Origin of the sequence: Micromonospora thermarum, from assembly GCF_012034245.1 — a bacterium.
Taxonomy (GTDB): Bacteria; Actinomycetota; Actinomycetes; order Mycobacteriales; family Micromonosporaceae; genus Micromonospora; species Micromonospora thermarum.
The window spans coordinates 37,299-58,888 of record NZ_JAATEO010000027.1; the positions used below are offsets into that span (position 1 = coordinate 37,299).

Consider the following 21,590-nt stretch of genomic DNA (forward strand, 5'->3'; position numbering starts at 1 on the left):
CGTAGCGGGGTGCCGTCGGCCCGCCGGGTGCCGTCCCGGCCGGCCGTGACCACCGATGGCTGGCGGGCCACGTGCCCGGTGGTCACCAGTGAACCTTCTCGGCCTCCCCGTGCGGCCCAGGACGGGCGCGGACGCCGCGCGGTGCAGGCTGAAGAGGTTCAGTCGATGGGTTCCCGCGCCGCCGGTTCACCTCGACGAAACAATCCGGTGTTGGCGACGACATTAAATGGCGCACGTCGATGTGTCCATACCTTCTGACGATCCAGCATGGACTTTCGCTCATTCGGTCGAAAGTTGCCTGCGGCTAACGACGGGCGGCCGGCAGGTCAGCGATGGCGGTCGATCGCCTGGCCGGCCAGGGCCGCGAGTGCCGACCGGCACTCGGCCGACACCGGGGCCCGGTCCAGGGCGACCAGGGCGGCGTCGGCGCGGACCCGGATCATCTGCTCGATCTTCTCGCGGGCGCCGGTGCTCTCGATGATCTTCCGGAGCTCGGCGGCGCCGTCCGCGTCCAGCTCGGGGTTGCCGAACAGCTCCCGCAGCCGCGCGCTCTGCGCCCGGTCGGCGGCGTCGCGGGCCAGCGCCATCATCACCGTGGGCTTCCCCTCGCGCAGGTCGTCCAGGACGGACTTGCCGGTGACCGCCGGGTCGCCGAAGACGCCGAGCACGTCGTCGCGGAGCTGGAAGGCGTCGCCGAGGGGGTCGCCGAACTCGGCCAGCGCGGCCACCAGGTCGGGCCCCGCGTCGGCCAGCGTCGCACCGATCTGCAACGGCCGGGTGACCGTGTAGCGGGCCGCCTTCATCCGGATCACGGTCAGTGCGCTGGCGACCGAGCCGTCGCCCACCCCGGACACCAGGTCCAGGTACTCCCCCGCGATCACCTCGGTACGCATCAGCGCGAAGACGGCGTACCCCCGGTGCACCGCGTCGCTGCTCAGCCCGCACTCGTGGAACATCTGGTCCGACCAGGCGGCGCAGAGGTCGCCGCAGAGCAGGGCGGTGTTGCGCCCGTACGCCTCGGGGTCGCCCCGCCAGGACGAGCGGGCGTGCAGGTCGGCGAAGATCCGGTGCACCGAGGGCTCGCCCCGGCGGCGGTCGCTGCCGTCGAGGATGTCGTCGTGGATCAGCGCGAACGCGTGGAACAGCTCCAGCGCGGCGGCGGCGATCACGATCGGCGTGCCGTCCGGCCCGCCCGCGCTCCGCCAGCCCCAGTAGCAGAAGAGCGGGCGCAGCCGCTTGCCGCCGGCCAGCACGAACCGGTGCAGCGCGGTGAACACGCCGCGCGGCGCGCCGTCCGGCCAGTCCGGACCCTGCCGGTCGAGGAACGCGGCCAGCTCGGCGTCGAACCGGGCCCGCAGCCCGCTCGCGTCGGTGGGCGCGACGGTGATGGTCACGACGCCTCCCCCGGCCGCCCGCCGTCACCCGGCGGGGACGCGGCAGCCGGCGGGGACCCGGCCGCCGGCGGGCCGGGCGGGGCGAGCCCGGCCAGCTCCAGCAGCAGCCCCTTCACCTCGGTCGCGGCCAGCCGCTCCCGCGCCGCCGACGGGTCGGAGCAGAGCAGCACGGGCCCGTCGGCCGGGTCGGCGGGCAGCCGCCCGTGCGAACCCCGGACCGCCCGCGCGCCCGCGTCCAGCCCTACCACGCTCATCAGGTACCGCATCCCCAGCTTCTTGCGGGCCAGCGCGACCGCCGCCCGTCGCTTCGCCGCGCCCGGGGCCGCCGGATCGAAGAACAGCTCCGCCGGGTCGTACCCGGGCTTGCGGTGGATCTCCACCAGCCGGGCGAAGTCCGGCGCGTGGGCGTCGTCCAGCCAGTAGTAGTACGTGAACCAGGCGTCCGGCTCGGCCACCAGGACGAGGTCGCCGGCGCGCGGGTGGTCCAGCCCGTACGCCGCCTTGCCGTCGGCGTCCAGCACCTCGGCCACCCCGGGGAGCCCCGCGCACAGCTTCGCCACCGCCGGCACGTCGGCCGGGTCGCGCACGTACACGTGGGCGATCTGGTGGTCGGCGACCGCGAACGCCCGCGAGGTCCACGGGTCGAGGTACTCCATCCCCGCCTGCGTGTACACCCGCAGCAGCCCCTCGCCGCGCAGCAGCCGGTTGACGTCGACCGGCCGGGACACGTCGGTGATGCCGTACTCGGAGAGCACCACCACGGTGGCGTCCCGGGCGCGCGCGGCGTCCAGCAGCGGCGCGAGGGCGCCGTCCAGCTCGGCCGCCGCCGCGGCGGCCCGCGGCGAGGACGGGCCGAAGCGTTGCAGGTCGTAGTCCAGGTGCGGGACGTAGACCAGGGTCAGGTCCGGGGACTGGTCGGCGAGGATCCGCTCGGCGGCCCGGCAGATCCACCGGGACGACGGCAGCCCGGCGCCCGGCCCCCAGTACGTGAGCAGCGGGAAGGTGCCGAGCGCGCCGGTGAGGGTGTCGTGCAGCTCCGGCGGGTCGGTGTAGCAGTCCGGGTCCTTGCGCCCGTCGGCGTGGTACACGGGCCGGGGCGTGACCGTCCAGTCGACGTCCGCGCCCATCGCGTACCACCAGCACACGTTCGCCACCGTCCACCCGGGCTCGACCCGCCGGGCGGCCTGCCACAGCTTCTCGCCGCCGACCAGGGCGTTGTGCTGCCGCCAGAGCAGCACCTCGCCGAGGTCCCGGAAGTACCACCCGTTGCCGACGATCCCGTGCCCGGCCGGCGGAACCCCGGTGAGGAACGTCGACTGCACCGAGCAGGTCACCGCCGGCAGCACCGTCCCCAGCTCGGCACGGAAGCCCTCGTCCGCCACCGCCCGCAGCCGGGGCATGTGCGCCAGCAGGCGCGGGGTCAGGCCCACCACGTCCAGCACGACCAACCGCCTGCTCATACCGTCACCTCGCGTCGCTCGGGTCCGGCCGGAGGCTCCACCTGATTCGCTCGCCTGCGCTCGCTCATGCCGTCACCGCCGGGTTGGTCGGGGGCCAGGCCGAGCGCGACCAGCTCGTCGCGGGCGAAGGCCAGCTCGGCGGCGATCCCGGCGGCCAGCTCCGCGTCGGTGCGCGGCCGCCGCGCCGCCGGCAGCACCCCCCAGGTGTACGTCTCGACGTCGAGGTGGTCGCAGCCGGCGTCCGGGCCGGCGAAGAGCGCGGCCAGCGCGGCGCGTAGCACCGGCAGTGTCGATGCCAGCGGCGGCTCGGGCGGGGCGTGCAGCGGCACGTGGTAGTGCACGCGCCACGGGCCGGGCAGCGCCGCGTCGAGGGCCGCGTCCAGGTCGTCGGCCGACCAGGCGGGGTCCGCCGGGTCGGCCGTCCCGTCGCCGCCGGCCGGGCTGCCGGCCGCCGCGGGGGCGGCCCGGCGCGTGCCGGTCGCGGTGGCGCAGCCGGCCGCGCGGGTCTGGTGCAGGAAGCGCGGCTCCACCCAGCGGCGCAGGGCGTCCGCGTCGGCGGCCGGGTCGGCGGCCTCCAGCGCGGCGGAGACCTGCACCTTGACGACCGGCAGCCCGGCCGCACGCAGCCGGCCGAGGGCGGCGGCCGGCTGCTCCCACGCGCAGGCGAGGTGGGCGAGGTCCAGGCAGATCCCGAGCCGGTCGGTGTCCATGTCGGACAGCACCGTCGCGGCCTGCCCGGTCGATTCCACCAGACAACCGGGTTCCGGTTCGAAGCCGACCCGGACCGGCCGGCCGGTGTCCCGCTCGACGGCCGCGAGTCCCGCCGCCAGCTCGTCGAGCCGGCGGCGGGCGGCGTCGGCGCGGGCCGCGTCCCAGGGCTCCCGCCAGGCGAGTGGCAGCGTCGACACCGAGCCCCGGGCCGCGTCGTCCGGCAGCAGGTCCGCGAGCACCCGGGCCAGGTCCAGGGTGTACGCGAGCCGGCCCGTGGTGGTCCAGTCCGGGTGGTACACCGCGCCCTTGACGACGGGTGCCTGGAACGCCGCGTACGGGAAGCCGTTGAGGGTGACCACCTCCAGGCCCCGCGCGGCCAGCTCGGTGCGCAACCGGTGGCGGGCGCCGGGGTCGGCGGCCAGCTCGGCGGCGACCGGGGCGGCGAGCCACAGTCCCAGCCCGAGCAGGTCCGCGCCGAGCGTCTCGCGGACCGGCACCGCGTACGTGTCGAGCTGCGCGAGGATGCCGGCGAGGTCCTCGGCGGGGTGCACGTTGGTGCAGTACCCGAGGTGGACGGTGCTCCCGTCGGCGTGCCGCAGCCTCATCAGCTGCCGCCGCGCAGGATCGAGTTGCCGGCGAAGGTCGCGCCCGGCGCGTCCACGTCGCCCAGGTCGAGCCGCCCGGACTGCCCGTAGAACTCGACCGGGTTGCGCCAGAGCACCCGGTCGACGTCGTCGTCGGTGAACCCGGCCAGCAGCATCGCCTCCCCGGTGGCCCGGGTGAGCAACGGGTCGGAGCGCCCCCAGTCGGCGGCCGAGTTGACCAGCACCCGTTCGGTCCCGTACGCCTTCAGCAGCTCCACCATGCGCGGCGGGGACATCTTCGTGTCCGGGTAGATGGAGAAGCCGAGCCAGCAGCCGGTGTGGCGGACCAGCTCGACGGTCACCTCGTTGAGGTGGTCGAGCACGACCCGGCCCGGCTCGATGCCCGACTCGGCGACCACGGCGAGGCTGCGCTCGACGCCGCGCGCCTTGTCCCGGTGCGGGGTGTGCACCAGCGCCGGCAGGTCGTGCGCGACGGCCAGGGCGAGCTGGGCGGCGAAGACGTCGTCCTCCTCGGGCGTCATCGCGTCGTACCCGATCTCGCCGACCGCCACCACGCCGTCCTTCTCCAGGTAGCGCGGCAGCACGTCGAGCACCGGCCGGCAGCGCGGGTCGTTGGCCTCCTTCGGGTTGAGCGCCACGGTGGCGTGGTGGCGCACCCCGAACTGCCCGGCCCGGAACGGCTCCCACCCGACCAGCGAGTCGAAGTAGTCGGTGAAGGAGCCGACGCCGGTGCGCGGCTGGCCCAGCCAGAACGCCGGCTCAACCACGGCGCGGACGCCCGCGGCGGCCATCCGCTCGTAGTCGTCGGTGGTGCGGGACGTCATGTGGATGTGCGGGTCGAAGATGCGCATCACGCCTCCTTGGGGCCGGTGTCGGCACCGGCCCTGAGCCGGTCGAGCAGGTCGGTGGCGTCGGCGGGCATGGTGCGGCCGGCGGCGGCCCGCTCGGCGGCGAGCGCGGCGAGCATCGCCGCCAGCTCCCCGTCGGCGCGGGCGTCGAGGTCGGCCACCACGGCCAGCGGCACGCCCGTGAACACGCACTTGAGCACCGCCTGCCGCCAGGCCGCCGGGTCGAGATGCCGGGCGTACGGGCCGAGGGCCGCGGCGACCAGCCGGGTGTCGTTGGTGCGGATCGCGTCGTGCAGCAGCGGCACCCCGGCCGTGCCGACCGGCAGCAGCGGCAGTGCCTTGAGCACGGCGCGTTTCTCGGCGGCGTCCCCGGTCCGGTAGAGCGCGTCGGCCTGCGCCGCGTGGTCGGTGGGCAGGGCGGCCAGCAGCAGCGCGCGGGCCGCCTCGTCGGCCGTCCAGCCGGGCAGGTCGGGCAACTCGTCCCGGCCGCAGCGCCGGCCGGCGGCCGGGAAGAACCGCGCGATCTCGCCCGGTTCGGCCGCGACGCGGCGCAGTGCCGTCGCCAGCCAGTCGGGATCGGGTACGCCCCGCAGCGCGTCCCGCAGTCGATCCGGTGTCATCGCCGTCTCCTCCCTCTGCTGCCGCCCGAGGTACCGCGCGCCGCCTCTGCTCTGCTTCACCCCACGCAACGGCCGGTGCCCGCACGTCGGACGCCGGGCGGTGCGTCCGTTGAAGAAGAGCAAAGGGCATCCGCGAGGTCTTCTCCCGTCGTCGGGGCACCGGCGGGCGCCGTGCCCCCCGCGCGAGCGACCGTCCGGCCGGTCGGCCCGGCCGTCGTCGCACGCCCGCCGTCGCCCGCGGCCTTCCCGCGTCCGCCGTCGCCCTCGGCCGCGGCTGCCGCTGCGGCGCACAGGAACTCCAGCGAGCGCGCGGCCACCGCGGGCGCGGCGTGCGAGTGGCGGGGCAGCTCGACCGCGACCAGCCCCCGGTAGTCGACCTCGCGCAGCGCGGCCAGCACCGGCGGAAAGTCGATCTCGCCGGTGCCGAACTCCAGGTGCTCGTGCACGCCCCGCCGCATGTCGTCGATCTGGACGTTGACCAGGTGAGCGGCGACGTCGCGGACGCAGTCGGGCACCGGCTGCGGCTCCAGGCAGCGGCAGTGCCCGATGTCGAGGGTGACCCCGAGCCGAGCGGGCGCCCCCAGGGCCGCGTGCAGCCGGCGCCAGCCCGCGATGTCCTCGACCAGCATCCCCGGCTCGGGTTCGAAGCCCAGCGTCACGCCGGCGGCGTCGGCCGCCTCGACCACGGTGGCGCACCCGGCGAGCAGGCGGTCCCAGGCCAAGGCAGGCGGGACGGCCTCCGGCCGGACGCCGGCCCAGAAGGAGACCGCCTCGGCGCCGAGGTCCGCGCCGACCGCCACCGCCCGGCGCAGGAACTCGATCCGGCGGGCGGATTCGTCGTGCAGCAGCGTCGGGGCGTGCTTGTGCCAGGGGTCGAGCAGGTACCGGGCGCCGGTCTCGACCACCACGCCGAGGCCGAGGGCCGCCAGCCGGCGGCCGACCGCCTCGACCCGCCGGGCCAGCGCGGGCGCGAACGGGTCCAGGTGGTCGTGGTCCAGCGTGAGCGCCACCCCGGCGTAGCCGAGGTCCGCGATGACCGCGAGCGCGTCGTCGAGGCGGTGGTTGGCGAAGCCGTTGGTGCCGTACCCGAACCGCAGCCCGCCGCCGGCGCCACCGGGCACGGACGCCGTGGGGTGGTCGGGAGCCGGCGGGCGGGCGGCGGTCATGTCGGGGAGACCTTCCGGGCCAGGCGCCGGCCCAGCGGCGCGGCCGCCGCCACCGCCAGCCCCAGCAGGCCGGCGCCGGCTCGGGCGGTCAGCGCGCCCTGCAACGCGGGCAGGCCGGTGATGCCGGCGCCGACCGCCGCGCGGACCCGACCGGCGGTCGGTTCGGCGACCACCCGGGCCTGGGCGGCGCCGTAGCGGGCGGCGTACGCGGCGGCGAGCAGGGCCGGCAGGGCCGCCGCCACGGCGGCCACACCGCTCCGGCCGACGGCGGACCGGCGGACGGACCGCGCGGGTGGCGCGGCGGCATCCCCCGGTGGCGTGACCGGCCCGCCGGCACCGGCTCCCGCCACACCGGCACCACGGCCGGCGGGGACGCTCCGGGCCGCATGCCGGCCGCCGGCCGGACGGTACGCGGCGCTCGCGGCGACCAGGGCGGTACCGGCGAGGGTGCCCAGTGGCAGCGTGGTGTCGGTGCCGCTGACCTCGCGGCGGGAGAGCGCGGTGACGGTCCAGGTGTGGGCGGCGACGGTGACCGCCGCGGGGACCGCGTTCCGCAGCCGGCCGCCGGACGCGCCGAGCAGGACGTCCAGCCCCCGGCACGCCGCCATCGCGGCCGGCCCGGCGGCGGTGTTCTTGGCCGCGAGGTCGTACGCCCAGACGGCGGCGGCGAGCGGAACCGCGACGGCGGCGGCGCGTCGGCCTCCCGCGGCGGCGGCGAGCCCGACCCCGGCGGCGGTGAGGCCCGCGGCGAGCCCGACCGCGAGACCGGGGTCGACCCGGCCGCTGGGAATCGGCCGCTCGGGGCGCTCGACGGCGTCCAGCCGCCGGTCGGCCCAGTCGTTGGCGGCCATGCCGGCCCAGTACAGCAGCACCGACGCGGCGGCGAGGGCCGGTGTACGCGGGCCGAGCGCGCCGGCCGCGGCGGCGCCGGCGACGACGTCCCCGGGCACCGAGAGCGCGGCCGGGGCGCGGACCAGCTCGGCGAGGTCAGCGGCGCGGGGCATCGGCGCCTCCCTCGTGCAGCCGGCGGGCGAGGTCGCACAGCCGGGTCCACTGGTCGGCCAGGGAGTGCGTGGTGGTGCCGAGCGGGTCCTTGAAGAAGAAGGCGAGGTCGGTCAGGGGGCCGGTGTGCCCGGCGGCGTGCGCTGCGGCGGTGAGCCGGGCCAGGTCGAGTACGAGGGGCGCGGCGAGCGCCGAGTCGCAGCCGTGCCAGGTGAACTCCAGGCGCATGCCGGCGCCGAGGAAGCCGGCGAAGGTGACCAGGTCCCAGGCGGTCTTGAAGTCGCCCAGCTCCTCGACGTACTCGATCCGGGTGCCGCCCTGCGGCAGGTAACCGAGGGTCTCGCCGAGCACCCGCTGCTTGCTGCGCACCTTGGCGGCGTTGGCGTCCGGGTCGGCGAGATTGGCACCGTCGCCCCCGCCGAGCAGGTTGATCCCGGACCAGGACCGGACGTCGAGGTGCCGCATCGCGAACATCGGGGCGAGCACCGACTTGAGCAGCGTCTCCCCGGTCTTGCCGTCGTGGCCCGCGTACGGCACACGGTGCTCGTCAGCCAGCGCTGTCAGGGCCGGCAGCCGCAGGCCGGTGGACGGGGTGAAGTCGACGTACGGGCAGCCCGCCGTCACGGCCGCGTACGCGTACAGCGAGCTGGGTGGCAGCACCTCGTCGGGGCCGGTGATGGCGGCCCGCAGCGCGGCCGGGTCGGCGTGCGCGGGGTGCGGGCGGGGTGCCGGTTCGGTGGCCGACACGTTGACCACCACGACCCGGGCCAGCCCGTGCCGCTCCCGGAAGTCGGTGAGGTCGCGGACGACCGCGGCGGCCCGGTCGGCCTGCGTCCCGCCGGTGGGCGCGGGGCGCAGCTCCCGCTCGACCGCGGCGAGTTCCTCGGGCAGCGCGGCGACCAGTCGGCCCGGCAGCACGCCGGCGGCGGCCAGCGCCTCGGCGCGCTTCGCGAGCGGGGTGGTGACGACGTCGTGCCCGCCGAGGACCAGGTCGGTGAAGGCCGGCAGGGCGGGACCGCGCACCTCGGGCAGCTCGGTGACGCACCCGGTCGGTCCGGTCAACCCTGCCTTCAGGGCGAGCGCCCCGACGATGCTGGTGGTCGCGACCGAGCCGCGCGCCCCCACCAGCCAGACACCCGTACGCATGGCGCTCCTTCCCGGTCGGGGAAACCGGCCTGCATAGAACTACATAGATATCAGAAGATCGTTCCGAAAGATACTCTTTGTGCGGGATGGGCCCCGCCCGCCGTCCGCCCCGGGGAAGTTCACCGGCCGGCACCGAAGTCGGCGGCGACGATGCCGGACCGGCGCCCGGTGCGGGTGCGGACGGGCGGGGCTGGCAGGCAGGGACGGTCGGCGTCTCGCCCCTGCCTCCCCCGCATCCGCCGGTCGGACGGCGGCGCGCCCGACCGGACGACTTCGTCAGGCGCCCAGCGCCTGGAGGTAGGAGGGGTCGGCGGGTGGCGGCGACCGGGCCGGTCGCCGTCGGGGTGGCGGTCCTCCGGTGCGGCCGGGGAATCCCGGTCCGGCCGCACCGGACGACCTGCTCGTGCCACCGGACCGGTCGACCCGGTGGCACGTCCTCCGGTCCCGACCCGAACCCGGCCGCGGGGCGCAACCGTGGCCGGCCCTCGCCGGTCGGTCCCGGAGGTGGCTCAGGCGGCGACCGTCGCCAGTGCCGGCTCCACGTCGGTCCACGAGGAACCGAGCTCGGCCGACCGGCCCACCGCGTCCAGCACCAGTTGGACCTGCAACGCGTCGGCGAACGAGGGCGCCGGGTCGACGCCGGTCGCCACCGCCTCGATAAAGTCCCGCATCTGGTGGGTGAAGGAGTGCTCGTACCCGATGATGTGGCCCGGCGGCCACCAGGCCGACATGTACGGGTGCTCGCCCTCGGTCACCAGGATGCGGCTGAAGCCCTGCTCGGCGGCGGGTCGCGTCGCGTCGTAGAACTCCAGTTCGTTGAGGCGTTCCAGGTCGAAGACCACCGAGCCGAGCGACCCGTTGATCTCCACCCGGAGGGCGTTCTTCCGGCCGGTGGCGAACCGGCTCGCCTCGTACGTCGCCAGCGCGCCGCCGTCCAGCCGGGCGACGAACACGGCGGCGTCGTCGACGGTCACCGGGCCGGTGGCGGGCCGGTGACCGTCACCGTCCACCGTGGCCGCCAGGCCGCTCGACCCGGCGGGCAGCGGCCGTTCCTTGACGAACGTCTCGGTGACGGCGCTGACCCCGGTGATGAGCTGGCCGGTGACGTACTGGGTCAGGTCGATGATGTGCGCGCCGATGTCGCCCAGCGCGCCGGAGCCCGCCTTGTCCTTCTGGAGGCGCCAGACCAGCGGGAACTGCGGATCCACGATCCAGTCCTGCAGGTAGGTCGCCCGGACGTGCCGGATGACCCCGAGCCGCCCGTCGGCGACCAACTGCCGCATCATCGTGACCGCGGGCACCCGGCGGTAGTTGAACCCGCACATCGACCGCACCCCGGCGGCCTGGGCGGTCGCCGCCGCGGCGGCCATCGCCCGGGCCTCGGACACCGTGTTGGCCAACGGCTTCTCGCACAGTACGTGCTTGCCGGCGGCCAGCGCGGCCAGTGCGATCTCGGCGTGACTGTCCCCCGGTGTGCAGACGTCGACCACGTCGACGTCGTCCCGGGCGATCAGGTCACGCCAGTCGGTGGTGTACGCCTCCCAGCCGAGCCGGTCGGCGGCCTCGGCCACCTTCCCGGTGTCCCGGCCGCAGATCAGCGCCATCCGGGCCCGCGCCGGCAGGTCGTACACGCGGTTCACGGTGCGCCACGCCTGTGAGTGCGCGGCACCCATGAACGCGTAGCCGACCATGCCGACCCGCAGTTGCTTGTCTGTCGTGGACAAGGTGGGTCTCCCCCCGTGTGTCAGAACCCGAGCTTCAGGTAGTTGCTCGCGTTCTCCTTCGTGATCGTCTCGGAGGCGAGGATGATCTCCTTGGGCACCTGGAGCTCCACCAGGTCGGACATGCCCTTGCCCTGCCCGATGAGACGGGCCAGGGAGATGGCCGAGGAGGCCATCGACGGGCTGTAGGTGACGGTGGCCTTCAGCACGGTGTTGTCGGCCTGGATGTCCTCGATGGCCTTCTTCGAGCCGGCGCCGCCGACCATGAAGAACTCGCTGCGGTTGGCCTGCTTGATCGCGGCCTGCACGCCGATGCCCTGGTCGTCGTCGTGGTTCCAGAGGGCGTCGATCTTGGGCAGGGCCTGGAGGAGCTGGGCGGCCTCCTGCTGGCCCGAGTCGGCGGTGAACCGGGCCGCGCGGCGGTTCTGGACCTTGAAGCCGGCCTGGGCCAGCGTGTCCGCGAAGCCCTTCGACCGCTCCTGGGTCAGCTCCAGCTCGTCCATGCCGGCGATCTCACCGATCACCGGGTTGGCGACGTTCTTGGCCTTGAGCTGGGCGATGATGTACGTGGCGGCGGCCACGCCCATGCCGTAGTTGTCGCCCTTGATCTGGAGCCGGTAGGCCTTGGCGTCCGGGAACGCCCGGTCGAGGTTGACCACCGGGATGCCGGCCTGCATCGCCTCCAGGCCGAACGCGTTGAGCTCCTTGCCGTCGTGCGGCAGCAGCACGATCACGTCCGGCTTCTGCGAGATCAGTGTGGACAGCGCCGCCCGCTGCGCCGCCGCGTCCGCGCCGGCCTCGACCGCCTTGAACTCCACGTCGGAGTACGCGGCGGCCTGCGCCTTGGCGTTGTTGGTGATGGCGGCGATCCAGCCGTGGTCGGCGGCGGGGGCGGAGAAACCGATGACGACGCGCTTGCCCGGCTCGGCGTTGCCGCCCGTCGCCGCCGCCTTGGTCTGCGCCTCGGTCGGCTGCTCCTCGTTGCTGGTGCAGCCGGCGAGCAGGACGCCGGCGCCGACGGCGGCCCCGCCGAAGAGCAGCCGGCGGCGCGACAGGTCGCGGCTGTGCTGGGTCATGACGACCTCCTGGTTTGCGGTGGTGGAGGGAATTTGGGGTGTGCGAGGTCCGGCCACCGTCGTCGAGTTCGGGTGGCCCAGGTGCGGGTGTCGATCAGGTGGTGGTGAGCCGGTTCCGGTTGAGGAACTGGGTGAGGCTGCGGAACTGGACCTGCTGGACCAGGACGGCCGCGACGATGATGCCGCCCTTGACCATGTTCTGGGCCTCGGTGGAGAGGCCGTTGATGGCGAAGAGGTTGGTGATGGTGGCGAAGATGACCACCCCGAGCAGGGAGCCGATGATGGTGCCCCGCCCGCCGCTGAGCAGCGTGCCGCCGATGATCGCGGCGGCGATCGCGTCCAGCTCGTAGAGGTTGGCCATCGCCGCCTGCGCCGAGTTGGCCTGGGCGGTCAGCATGATGGCCGCGATGCCGCAGCACAGGCCGGACAGCGCGTACAGCAGCAGGGTGTGCCGCTTGACGTTGATGCCGGCCAGCCGGGCCGCTTCCGGGTTGCCGCCGACCGCGACGGTCCGCCGGCCGAAGGTGGTGCGGTTGAGCAGCACCCAGCCGGCGGCGACCACCGCGGCGAGGATGTAGACCAGCAGCGGAACGCCCAGCAGGCTGTTGCTGGCGAGACCGTTGATGAAGTTGTTGTCGGACACCTGGGTCTGCTTGTCGGAGATCTCCGCGGCGAGGCCCCGGGCCGCCACCAGCATCGCCAGGGTCGCGATGAACGGGACCAGCCGCCCGTACGAGATGAGCAGGCCGTTCACCAGTCCCACCGCGAGCCCGACGGTCAGCGCGCTGAAGATCATCCCCCCGGCGCCGTAGCTCTGGGTGGCGACCGTGGTGCACCAGACCCCGGCAAGCGCGACGATCGCGCCGACGGAGAGGTCGATGCCGCCGCCGATGATCACGAACGTCATGCCGACCGTGACCACGCCGACCACCGACGCGAGCTTGAGGATGCTGAGCACGTTGTCCCAGACCCAGTCCGGGTTGGAGTACAGGTCGGAGCGGGTCAGGGCACCGATCACGATCAGCGCGACGAGCACCCCGATCAGGGCGAGGTTGCGTCGGGCGCCCTCGCCGGCGTCGCCGTGCCACCAGGAGAGCCGGCCACCGGCCGCCGCCTTCTCGCCGGCCGCGGCGGTCTCCGCCGGGTCGACCGGCGGCGACTGCGCCGGCAGCGCCGCCCCGCGCTCCGCCGCGGTGGAGGTGTCCTTGACGTCACTCATGCCGGCACCTCGCTTCGCTCGGTGCCGCCATGAGCCACCGAGACGCTGTGTCGATGATTCGCTCGCTGACGCTCGCTCATGCCGGTGCGCCTTCCATCAGGGACCCCGCCATGACGAGGTCAAGCACGGTGTTCTCGTCGAGTTCGGTGGCCGGCGCCTCGCGGACGACCCGGCCCTCCCGCATGACCAGCACGCGGTCGGCCAGTCCGAGCACCTCGGGCACCTCGCTGGACACCAGCAGCACCCCGACACCGCGGGCGGCCAGGGCACGGATGACCTGGTACAGCTCGGCCCGGGCGCCGACGTCCACGCCCCGGGTCGGCTCGTCGAGCAGCAACAGCTTCGTGTCGCCGAGCAGCCACCGCCCGACCACGACCTTCTGCTGGTTGCCGCCGGAGAGGGTCCGCACCGGCCGGCGGACGTCGCGGGGCCGCAGGTCCAGGCTCTCCGCGATCCGGTCCGCCTCGGCCCGCTCCTTCGCGGCGTCGGTGAAACCCGCCCGGGAGTACCGGCCGAAGGTGGCGAGCGTGACGTTGCGGTAGATCGGCTCGCCCAGCAGCAGCGCCTGGCTCTTGCGCTCCTCGGGGGCCATGCCCAGGCCGGCCCGTACGGCCGACCCGACGCTGCCCGGGCGCAGCGCCCGGCCGGCGACCCGCACCGTGCCGGCGTCGGCCCGCCGGGCGCCGTAGATGGTCTCCAGCAGCTCCGAACGGCCGGAGCCGACCAGCCCGGCGATGCCGACGATCTCGCCGGCCCGGACGCTGAGCGAGACGTCGGCGAACTCGCCGGCCCGGGTCAGCCCGTCGACGCGGAGCAGCTCGTCACCGGCCGGCGGCTCGGCGGGCCGGTCCGGGAAGACGTACTCGATGGTCCGGCCGGTCATCTTCGAGACCAGCTCGCGGGTCGGTGTGTCGCGGGCCGGCAGGTTCGCCGCGGTGGTCCGGCCGTCCTTGAGTACGGTGACCCGGTCGCCGATCTCGCGGATCTCCTCCAGCCGGTGGGAGATGTAGATGACGGCGATGCCCTGCGCGGTCAGCTCGCGGATGATCCGGAAGAGGTTGCCGACCTCGTCGTGGGCGAGGACGGCGCTCGGCTCGTCCATGATGATCAGTCGGGCCTCGTGCGACAGCGCGCGGGCCATGCTAACGACCTGCTTGCCAGCGGCCGGCAGCGACCGGACCATCCGGTTCGGGGGGATCTCGGCGTGCCCGAGCCGGCCGAGGATCTGCCGCGTCCGCCGGGCCATGTGGCCACGCCGGACGAACCCGAGGCGGCGCGGCTCGTGGCCCAGGAATGCGTTCTCCCCCACCGACAGGTCCTCGACCAGGTCCAGTTCCTGGTAGATGGTGGCGATGCCGGCGCGCATGGCGGCCTGCGGGTTCGCGAACGTGACCGGCTCGCCGCGCCACTCGACGGTCCCCGAGTCCGGGCGGTGCACACCCGCCAGGACCTTGATGAGGGTGGACTTGCCGGCGCCGTTCTGCCCGAGCAGGCAGTGCACCTCCCCGGCGCGGACCTCCAGCCGCACGCCGTCGAGGGCACGCACGCCCGGGAAGGTCTTCACCACGTCGGTGAGGCGCAGGACCACTTCACCGGCGACGGTGTCGGCGGGCGCTTCGACCAGCGGAGCATCGGTCACGACGGTCTCCTCGGGTTGCTCGTCGCTCATGACGCCTCCACGAAGGCCAGGTCACTGGCGAGGACGGCGGCGCCCGCGACGCCGGCCCGCGGTCCCAGCTCGGACAGGACGACCGGGAGGTTGCCGGTGGCCAGCGGCAGCGACCGGCGGTACACCACGCTGCGGATCTCGGCGAGCAGGATGTGGCCGAGCTGGGCCAGCCCGCCACCGATCACGATCATCGACGGGTTGGTGAAGCTGACCAGCCCGGCCAGGACCCCACCGACCCGCCGGCCGCCGTCGCGGATCAGCTGGATGCAGGTGACGTCACCCTCGACGGCGCCCTCGGCGACGTCCACCGCGGTGACGGCGCCCCGGGCGGCGAGCCGTTCGGCGAGGGCCGGCGACGCGCCGCTGCGCGCGGCCGTCAACGCGTCCTTGGCCAGCGCCGCGCCGCTGAACAGCGCCTCCAGGCAGCCGACGTTGCCGCAGGAGCACATCGGACCGTGCGAGTCGACCTGGATGTGGCCGATGTCGCCGGCGCAGCCGTCGGTGCCCCGGTAGACCTCGCCGCTGAGGTAGATCCCGCACCCGATACCGGTGCCGATCTTGACGAACAGGAAGTCGTCGACCGAGTGGGCCACCCCGCCGTGCCGCTCCCCGATCGCCATGATGTTGACGTCGTTGTCGACCACCGCCGGGCAGCCGTGCTCGCGGGTGAGCAGCTCCCGCACCGGGAAGCGGTCCCACCCCGGCATGATCGGCGGAGAGACCGGGACGCCGTCGCGGAAGCTGACCGGCCCCGGCACGCCGACGCCGACGGCGTCGAGCCGCTCGTACGCGCCGTCCACGCGTGCCTTGTGCAGCAACTCGTTGACCCGCTGGAGCGTCACCTTCGGACCGTTGCGGATGTCGGCCGGCTCCGCGTACGCGGCCACCGGCTCCAACCGGCCGTTGACCACCTCGACGTCGATCGAGCTGGCGCCCAGGTCGACGGCGGCGAAGCGCAGGTGCGGGCTCAGCTCGACGAGGGTGGAGCGCCGGCCGCCCCGGGAGGCCGCGAGGCCCGCCTCGGCGACGTAGCCGAGGCCGACGAGGCGCTCCAGCTCGGCCAGCAGTCTCGGGCGCGGCATCTGGAGCCGATCGGCCAACTCGGCCCGGGAGACCGCCCCCTCGTCCCGGAGCAGCCGCAGCAGTCGCACGTGCAGGGGATCGATGGTCCGCACGGGACTCACCTCTTCGTCCGCGTCGTTCACATCGGCGCAATGCCGATGTGTCGTGTCCGACACAGTAGGAGTCTTCCGCGCCGCCTGTCCAGAGCTTCAGCCCATCTGATTCCAACTTTTGTCTGTACGAGCAAAAGCAATGAGTGGATCTAGAAAAGAACCCCCACCCACCTCTCCGCGATCTTGCACTTTCTGCCCAGACATAAGCCGCGAAAGCCACATAAGAGGGGCCACAAGTGCATGATCGACGGAGCCGTGCGGGGTAACGGGTATATGGGGCCGCGCCGCCGTCCGGGTGGACGGCGGCGCGGGGTCCGGTGGGTCAGGGTCGGCGGGCGTTGCGCTTCTTGCGGAGCTTGCGGTCGTCCCGCAACTCGACGTACGGCTCCTCGTGGGCCGAGTGGCCCGCCGCGATGGCGCGGCTGCGCTCCAGTTCGGCGTCGAACTCGGCGCCGAGCAAGATGGCGATGTTGCTCAGCCACAGCCAGATCAGGAAGATGATCACGCCGGCGAGCGCCCCGTACGTCTTGTTGTACGAGCCGAAGTTGCTGACGTAGAGCGCGAAGAGACCGGAGATCACCAGCCAGATCACCACGGCCAGCACACCGCCCGGGCTGACCCAGCGGAAGCCGCCGTGCCGCGCGTTGGGCGAGGCCCAGTAGAGGATCGCGAACATCAGGCTGACCAGGAGCAGCAGCACCGGCCACTTGGCGATGTTCCAGACCGTCACCGCCGTGCCACCGAGGCCCACCGCGTCCCCCACGGCCTCGGCGAGACCGCCGGTGAAGACCACGATCACGGCACAGGCCAGCAGCATGATGCCGATCACCGCGGTCACGCCGACCCGGATCGGCAGGGTCTTCCAGATCGGCCGGCCCTCCGGCACGTCGTAGATGGTGTTCGACGCCCGCATGAAGGCGGCGATGTAGCCGGAGGCGGACCAGAACGCGGCCAGCAGACCGACGATCGCGCCGATGCTCGCCAGCCCGCCGCTCGCCTGGGCCTGGCTGATCGCCGTTTCGATGATCTGCTGGATGTTCTCCTGCGGCACCGCCTGGTCGACGGTGTCCTTGACGCCCTGGGTCGCCCGGGGCCCGAGCAGGCCGAGGACCGAGATCAGCACCAGCATCCCGGGGAAGATGGACAGGATCCCGTAGTAGGTGAGGGCCGCCGCCCAGTCGGTGAGGCTGTCGTCCTGGAACTCGCGGACGGTGCGCTTCAGAGCCGCCTTCCAGCCGGTGCCGGGCAGCTCGGCCGGGCTCTCCGGCCCCTCGTCCGGACCGACCGGCCGGTTCCGGAACTCGCGCCCGTTCCGGGCGGAAGACTCGTCGGAGGCCATCGCCCCTCCCTCACGTCGGCTGTGTGCTCCTCGGTGATGCCCGACAGTGAGAGGGGTTAACCACCTACTTGTAGAGCAACCTGCCCATCCGGCGCGACGCGATCAGCAGGCCGACCGCCAGCACCACCACCAGGTAGAGGACGTCGAGCACCCAGCCCCAGCCCGCCGCGCCGACCGTGACGCCCCGGATCAGGTGCACGGCCCGGTAGAGCGGGGTCACCTCGACCAGCCAGCGCAGCACCGCCGGGTACGCCTCGGCGGGAACGAACGTGCCGGAGAACAGGAACAGGACGAACTGCGCCGAGCCCATCAGGTCGAAATCCTGCCAGCTGCGCATGAACGTGGAGATCGCCATGCCGAGCGCGCCGAACGTGAACCCGACCAGCACCGCCGCCGGGAAGGCCACCAGGGCGCGGCTGACGGTGGTCAGGTCCATCACGGCCATCACGGCCAGGAAGGCGGCCGAGTACGCGCTGCCCCGCAGCATCGCCCACGCCAACTCGCCGAGGGCGATCTCGAACGGCTGCACCGGGGTGGCGATCACCCCGTCGTACAGCTTCATGTACTTCATCTTGCCGAAGAAGTTGAACGTGGTTTCCGCGAGCGCACCGGTCATGGCCGACGAGGCGAGCATGGCCGGCGCGACGAACGCCGCGTACGTCACGACCTCGCCGCCGGGCAGCGCGAGGTCGCCGACCAGCGCGCCCACGCCGACGCCGATCGAGAGCAGGTAGAGCAGCGGCTCGACGAAGCCGGAGACCAGCAGCAGCCAGTAGACGGACTTGAGGGCCGCGACGTTGCGCTCGGTCACCGAGGCCGACCGCCGCGAGGCGGCGGAGACGTCGACCAGCCGGGGCAGGATCAGACTGACCATGACCACCCTTCCTAGACGACGAGCTTGCGGCCGAAGGTGCGGCGGGCCAGCAGCCAGCCGCCGACCGCCCAGGCGGTCAGGTAGAGCAGGTGGCCGAGGACGGACCACTGCGGGGCGACACCGAGCGTCGCCGCCCGGCACAGGTCGACGGCGTGCCACAGCGGCGTGGCGTACGCGAGCCAGCGCAGCCCCAACGGCAGCGACTCGACCGGGAAGAACACCCCGGCGAAGAGCGTCATCGGGATCACCGCGAACCGGAACAGCATGGCCAGCCAACTGTCCGTGTCGACCGCCGCCGCGTACGCGAACGTGGGCGCCGCGACGGCCAGGCCGAGCAGCGCCGCCACCGGCAGCGCCAGCCCCGCCCACGGCGACCGGAGCGCCCCCAGCAGCCCGGTCACCAGGAGGAACGCCGCGATCGCGGTGAGCACCCGGAACAGCACGAACGACAGGTGGCCGGCGAGGATGTCACCGACCCGCAGCGGCGCCGCGGTCTGCGCCGAGTAGAGCTTGACCCACTGGAAGTTGCTGAACACCGGCCAGGTCGACTCGCCGATCGCCACCTGCAACGCCGTCGACGCGAGCAGGCCACCGACGATCCACTCCAGGTAGGAGACGCCGCCGACGCCCTGGTCGATGTACGCCCCGACGCCCACCCCGAACCCGAGCACGGTCAGCGCGGGTAGCAGGAACGACGAGAACACACCCGCCCGCCAGGTGCGCCGGTAACCCACCAGGTAGTGCGCGAGCACCGCCAGCGCCGGCACCCGCGGCAGGGCCGGCCGGGCCCGCTCCCGCGCCAGTTGTGTCATGCCACTCCGCTCCCCGTCCACCCGACCTTCCTACCGCAGCGGTACGACAGGCCGCGGCCACCCTACGGCGACCCGCCCGCCCTGTCGCCCCGATTTGCCCGCCCCGGCCCGCCGAAGGCCGACCGCGGCCGCCGACGGCACGGAGGATCCACTCGGGTTCCGTGAAGTCGGGCTGTCCGGCTGCTTACGACACCCCGCCTTCAGTGAAGCCGAGTCGATCAGGTCGCGTCGGGCCCGGACACCCGGGGAGTCGGCCTCCGCTACCGCCGCTCGGGGGTGCGCGCGACGAACGCGCGCCAGACCTCGGGGGCGAAGGCCAGGACGGGGCCGCCCGGGTCCTTGGAGTCGCGTACGGCGACCAGGCCGGGGAGGTTGTCGGCGACCTCCACGCAGTTGCCGCCGCTGCCGTTACTGCGGGTGCTCTTGCGCCACCGGGCGCCGGTCAGGTCCATGTCTCCGCCACTTCCGCCATCAGGTCGAGGGACTGCTGCTGCGATAGTGCCTCACCACGGATGGACTCCCAAACCTCGACCATCTGCTGTACGTAGTCGGCCCGGTCGATCACCTGCCCGTGGCGTTGCCCGTCGAGGTAGACGACATCCTCCCCGGTTGGCGAGGTGGCGATCACGAAGGGGCCGTCGAGCCCAGCGTAGGCCCCGGCGGAGAGCGGCACGACCTGGATTCGGACCCGCGGCAACGCCGAGCCCAGCTTCACCAGGTGCTGCACCTGCTCGCGCATCACCTCCGGCCCGCCGACGCGGCGGCGCAGCACGTACTCGTCGATGACCACACTGAGCAGGGGCGGCCGGTCTCGGGTGAGGATCCCTTGCCGATCCAGCCGGGCAGTCACCTGCTGCTCGATCTCGTCCTTCGCGAACAGCCCGGCACCGGCCAGGACGCCGCGCGCATACCCCTCGGTCTGCAGCAGGCCTGGCACATAGAGCGGCTCAAACGTGCGCAGCGCTGTCGCGTCCTGTTCGATGCCGGCCCAGTCGCGGAACCACGGCACCACGGTCTCCCGGCTGATCCGCCGCTGGATGCGTTCGAACCGGCCGTCCGACCCGAACACCGCGTCGCACCGCCGGGCGAAGTCGAGGCTCGGCCGGCGCTCGCAGGTCTCCACCTTCGCCACCAGTGCGCCCCAGTAGCTCAGCGCCTCGGCGAGGGCGGTCTGGGACATGCCGCTCGTGGCGCGGGCGAGACGCAACTCCTCGGCGAAGTGGTCCAACATGGACGAACGTTCCACGGACAGCCTCCGTACATCTTCGGACCGCCTGGGGGTCGGCCGCCGTACGCGCTGGTCGTCGGCGCGCGGGACCTCCCACCGTAGTGGCGTCGCCAACAGACTGTCACGCAGCGGAACCGCTCACGGGATCGGACGGCGGGCGGAACCAGGCCGGGAGCGCCCCGGCCCGGCAGCTCCGGGGCGCTCCCCTCCCACCTCGACGGAGGCTCCATGCGACTCAGGTTCTGGCGCTGCGCGCGCCCGACGCCACCCACCCCGGTCTCGACGCCACCCGGCCAGCTCCCCCGGCGTACGCCGAACGAACGCCCGACGTGGGCGACCGCGCCGACGCGGGCCTTCCCCATGAACCGGCCGGGCTGCCCGGGGCGGCTGACCCGCGCGCAGGAGTGGCGGGCGAACGGCGGCCGGTGGTCGTGCGGTCCGGAGGGCCCGCGCTGATGCCCCGCTACCGCCCGCACGTCGCGGCGCGCCCGTCCTGGCGGTGCCGGGTGTGCGGCGCCGCCTGGCCGTGCTCGCCGGCCCGGCTGGCGCTGCTCGGCGAGTACCGCGAGAACCGGACCGGGCTGCTGATCTACCTCGGCACGCTGATGGCCGAGGCCGTGGAAGACCTGAACGGGCAGGCCGTGCCGGCGAACCTGCACGACCGTTTCCTGACCTGGGCCCGCGCCCGGTGATCAGTCAACCGGCCGGCGAGTGTGCGCCCCGCCGGGCCGATGGCCGGCTCACGCAGGACCGGTTTCGATTGGTCAACTCGACTTCCTTGATGTCGGGGTGTTGGGGTGCGGCCAACACCCCGACATCAAGGAAGTCGATCACCTGCCTGGACGCGCTTAATCTACATAGGTAGGGTAAGGGCATGGAGCCGCTCGGACGGATCGGTGGCGCCACCGTCGACGTGCTACGCGTCCTGCTGGACGGGGGGCGACCACGCTGGGGCTTGGAGATCATCAAGGTGACCGGGCGTCCGTCCGGCAGCGTCTACCCACTGTTGGAGCGCCTTGAGCGGCACGGCTGGGTCACGTCCTCCTGGGAGGAGACGGATCGGCGCGGACCCCGACGACGGATGTACGTGCTGACCGCCGACGGTGCCCGGGAAGCGCAGCGGGTGTGCGCCCGGGCGGCCGCGCAAACGCGCCCGGTCCGGTCCACCCGCCCACGGGAGGCGTGATGGATCAGCTGACCGTCGCACTGGCGCTGGTCCGCTGCGCCGCCGCGCTGCTGCCAACGCCACACCGCGCCCGCTACCTCGAACAGTGGCGGGCCGACGTGGAGGAAGCCGCCGAACTCGGCCTGTCGCCCCTGCGCCTCGCGGTGGGGACCACCGTCGCCGCCGCGCGGATCGCCGCCGTCTATCGGAAGGGATCACACGCCATGCAACCCATCGGCCCGCTCGCCCTTGCCCTGCGACTCGTCGGCGGCACCGGCGCCCGCCGCCGCGCCGCGACCCTGGCCGCGCTGTTCGGTGTCGCCCTGCTGGCCGGCCTCGGAGTGCTCCTCACCGGCTGAC

22 protein-coding genes are annotated in these 21,590 nt (G+C 73.7%); 4 read left to right on the plus strand and 18 right to left on the minus strand.

Annotation, left to right across the window (positions count from 1 at the left end; genetic code table 11):
- Positions 1-326 precede the first annotated feature (326 nt).
- The 18 genes from HCJ94_RS22470 to HCJ94_RS22555 form a co-directional block, all read right to left on the minus strand.
- Positions 327-1,394, minus strand: coding sequence for a polyprenyl synthetase family protein (locus tag HCJ94_RS22470; protein ID WP_168003020.1), 1,068 nt, complete (start codon positions 1,392-1,394; stop codon positions 327-329).
- Positions 1,391-2,854, minus strand: a complete 1,464-nt coding sequence (locus HCJ94_RS22475) for an alkaline phosphatase family protein (RefSeq protein WP_240944432.1) — start codon at positions 2,852-2,854, stop codon at positions 1,391-1,393. Before HCJ94_RS22475 ends, HCJ94_RS22470 begins: the two co-directional genes overlap by 4 nt.
- The gene (gene eboE / locus HCJ94_RS22480; protein WP_168003021.1) at positions 2,851-4,170 is read right to left on the minus strand and encodes a metabolite traffic protein EboE; all 1,320 of its coding nucleotides are present in this window, start codon (positions 4,168-4,170) and stop codon (positions 2,851-2,853) included. Before eboE ends, HCJ94_RS22475 begins: the two co-directional genes overlap by 4 nt.
- Positions 4,170-5,021, minus strand: a complete 852-nt coding sequence (locus tag HCJ94_RS22485; RefSeq protein ID WP_168003022.1) for a TatD family hydrolase — start codon at positions 5,019-5,021, stop codon at positions 4,170-4,172. The genes eboE and HCJ94_RS22485 overlap by 1 nt, the downstream gene beginning before the upstream one ends.
- Positions 5,021-5,638 carry an EboA domain-containing protein gene (locus tag HCJ94_RS22490; RefSeq protein ID WP_168003023.1) on the minus strand — a complete coding sequence of 206 codons (618 nt, stop codon included), beginning with the start codon at positions 5,636-5,638 and terminating at the stop codon, positions 5,021-5,023. Before HCJ94_RS22490 ends, HCJ94_RS22485 begins: the two co-directional genes overlap by 1 nt.
- A 56-nt stretch (positions 5,639-5,694) precedes the next feature.
- Positions 5,695-6,804 (minus strand): sugar phosphate isomerase/epimerase family protein, encoded by a 1,110-nt coding sequence (locus tag HCJ94_RS22495; protein ID WP_240944433.1) that lies wholly within the window; start codon positions 6,802-6,804, stop codon positions 5,695-5,697.
- Positions 6,801-7,808 carry an SCO3242 family prenyltransferase gene (locus tag HCJ94_RS22500; protein ID WP_168003024.1) on the minus strand — a complete coding sequence of 336 codons (1,008 nt, stop codon included), beginning with the start codon at positions 7,806-7,808 and terminating at the stop codon, positions 6,801-6,803. Before HCJ94_RS22500 ends, HCJ94_RS22495 begins: the two co-directional genes overlap by 4 nt.
- On the minus strand, positions 7,792-8,952 hold the full coding sequence (locus HCJ94_RS22505) for an inositol-3-phosphate synthase (RefSeq protein ID WP_168003025.1): 1,161 nt from the start codon (positions 8,950-8,952) through the stop codon (positions 7,792-7,794). The genes HCJ94_RS22500 and HCJ94_RS22505 overlap by 17 nt, the downstream gene beginning before the upstream one ends.
- Before the next feature lie 509 nt (positions 8,953-9,461).
- Positions 9,462-10,643 carry a Gfo/Idh/MocA family protein gene (locus HCJ94_RS22510; RefSeq protein ID WP_373684411.1) on the minus strand — a complete coding sequence of 394 codons (1,182 nt, stop codon included), beginning with the start codon at positions 10,641-10,643 and terminating at the stop codon, positions 9,462-9,464.
- Between the two features lie 53 nt (positions 10,644-10,696).
- Positions 10,697-11,749, minus strand: a complete 1,053-nt coding sequence (locus HCJ94_RS22515) for a substrate-binding domain-containing protein (protein ID WP_168003027.1) — start codon at positions 11,747-11,749, stop codon at positions 10,697-10,699.
- A gap of 94 nt (positions 11,750-11,843) precedes the next feature.
- Entirely contained in the window at positions 11,844-12,968 is a 1,125-nt protein-coding gene (locus HCJ94_RS22520; protein WP_168003028.1) for an ABC transporter permease, read from the minus strand.
- 76 nt (positions 12,969-13,044) lie between these two features.
- A complete protein-coding gene (locus HCJ94_RS22525; protein WP_168003029.1) occupies positions 13,045-14,637 on the minus strand; it encodes a sugar ABC transporter ATP-binding protein in 1,593 nt (530 codons plus the stop codon).
- Entirely contained in the window at positions 14,634-15,812 is a 1,179-nt protein-coding gene (locus tag HCJ94_RS22530; protein ID WP_168003030.1) for an ROK family protein, read from the minus strand. The genes HCJ94_RS22525 and HCJ94_RS22530 overlap by 4 nt, the downstream gene beginning before the upstream one ends.
- 322 nt (positions 15,813-16,134) lie before the next feature.
- A complete protein-coding gene (locus tag HCJ94_RS22535; protein ID WP_168003031.1) occupies positions 16,135-17,151 on the minus strand; it encodes a YihY/virulence factor BrkB family protein in 1,017 nt (338 codons plus the stop codon).
- A 64-nt stretch (positions 17,152-17,215) separates the two neighbouring features.
- Positions 17,216-18,025, minus strand: coding sequence for an ABC transporter permease (locus tag HCJ94_RS22540; protein ID WP_168003032.1), 810 nt, complete (start codon positions 18,023-18,025; stop codon positions 17,216-17,218).
- 11 nt (positions 18,026-18,036) lie between these two features.
- Positions 18,037-18,837, minus strand: a complete 801-nt coding sequence (locus HCJ94_RS22545; RefSeq protein ID WP_168003033.1) for an ABC transporter permease — start codon at positions 18,835-18,837, stop codon at positions 18,037-18,039.
- Positions 18,838-19,097: 260 nt separating this feature from the next.
- Entirely contained in the window at positions 19,098-19,289 is a 192-nt protein-coding gene (locus HCJ94_RS22550) for a DUF397 domain-containing protein (RefSeq protein WP_168003034.1), read from the minus strand.
- Positions 19,280-20,068, minus strand: coding sequence for a helix-turn-helix domain-containing protein (locus tag HCJ94_RS22555; RefSeq protein WP_168003066.1), 789 nt, complete (start codon positions 20,066-20,068; stop codon positions 19,280-19,282). The genes HCJ94_RS22550 and HCJ94_RS22555 overlap by 10 nt, the downstream gene beginning before the upstream one ends.
- A gap of 225 nt (positions 20,069-20,293) precedes the next feature.
- Between HCJ94_RS22555 and HCJ94_RS22560 the strand changes: the two genes are divergently transcribed.
- The 4 genes from HCJ94_RS22560 to HCJ94_RS22575 all read left to right on the plus strand — a co-directional run bounded on the left by HCJ94_RS22560 (position 20,294) and on the right by HCJ94_RS22575 (position 21,589).
- On the plus strand, positions 20,294-20,521 hold the full coding sequence (locus tag HCJ94_RS22560) for a hypothetical protein (protein WP_168003035.1): 228 nt from the start codon (positions 20,294-20,296) through the stop codon (positions 20,519-20,521).
- Entirely contained in the window at positions 20,521-20,757 is a 237-nt protein-coding gene (locus HCJ94_RS22565; RefSeq protein ID WP_168003036.1) for a flavin reductase, read from the plus strand. Before HCJ94_RS22560 ends, HCJ94_RS22565 begins: the two co-directional genes overlap by 1 nt.
- Positions 20,758-20,939: 182 nt before the next feature.
- Positions 20,940-21,251 carry a PadR family transcriptional regulator gene (locus HCJ94_RS22570; RefSeq protein ID WP_168003037.1) on the plus strand — a complete coding sequence of 104 codons (312 nt, stop codon included), beginning with the start codon at positions 20,940-20,942 and terminating at the stop codon, positions 21,249-21,251.
- The gene (locus tag HCJ94_RS22575) at positions 21,251-21,589 is read left to right on the plus strand and encodes a hypothetical protein (RefSeq protein ID WP_168003038.1); all 339 of its coding nucleotides are present in this window, start codon (positions 21,251-21,253) and stop codon (positions 21,587-21,589) included. Before HCJ94_RS22570 ends, HCJ94_RS22575 begins: the two co-directional genes overlap by 1 nt.
- Position 21,590: the final 1 nt, after the last annotated feature.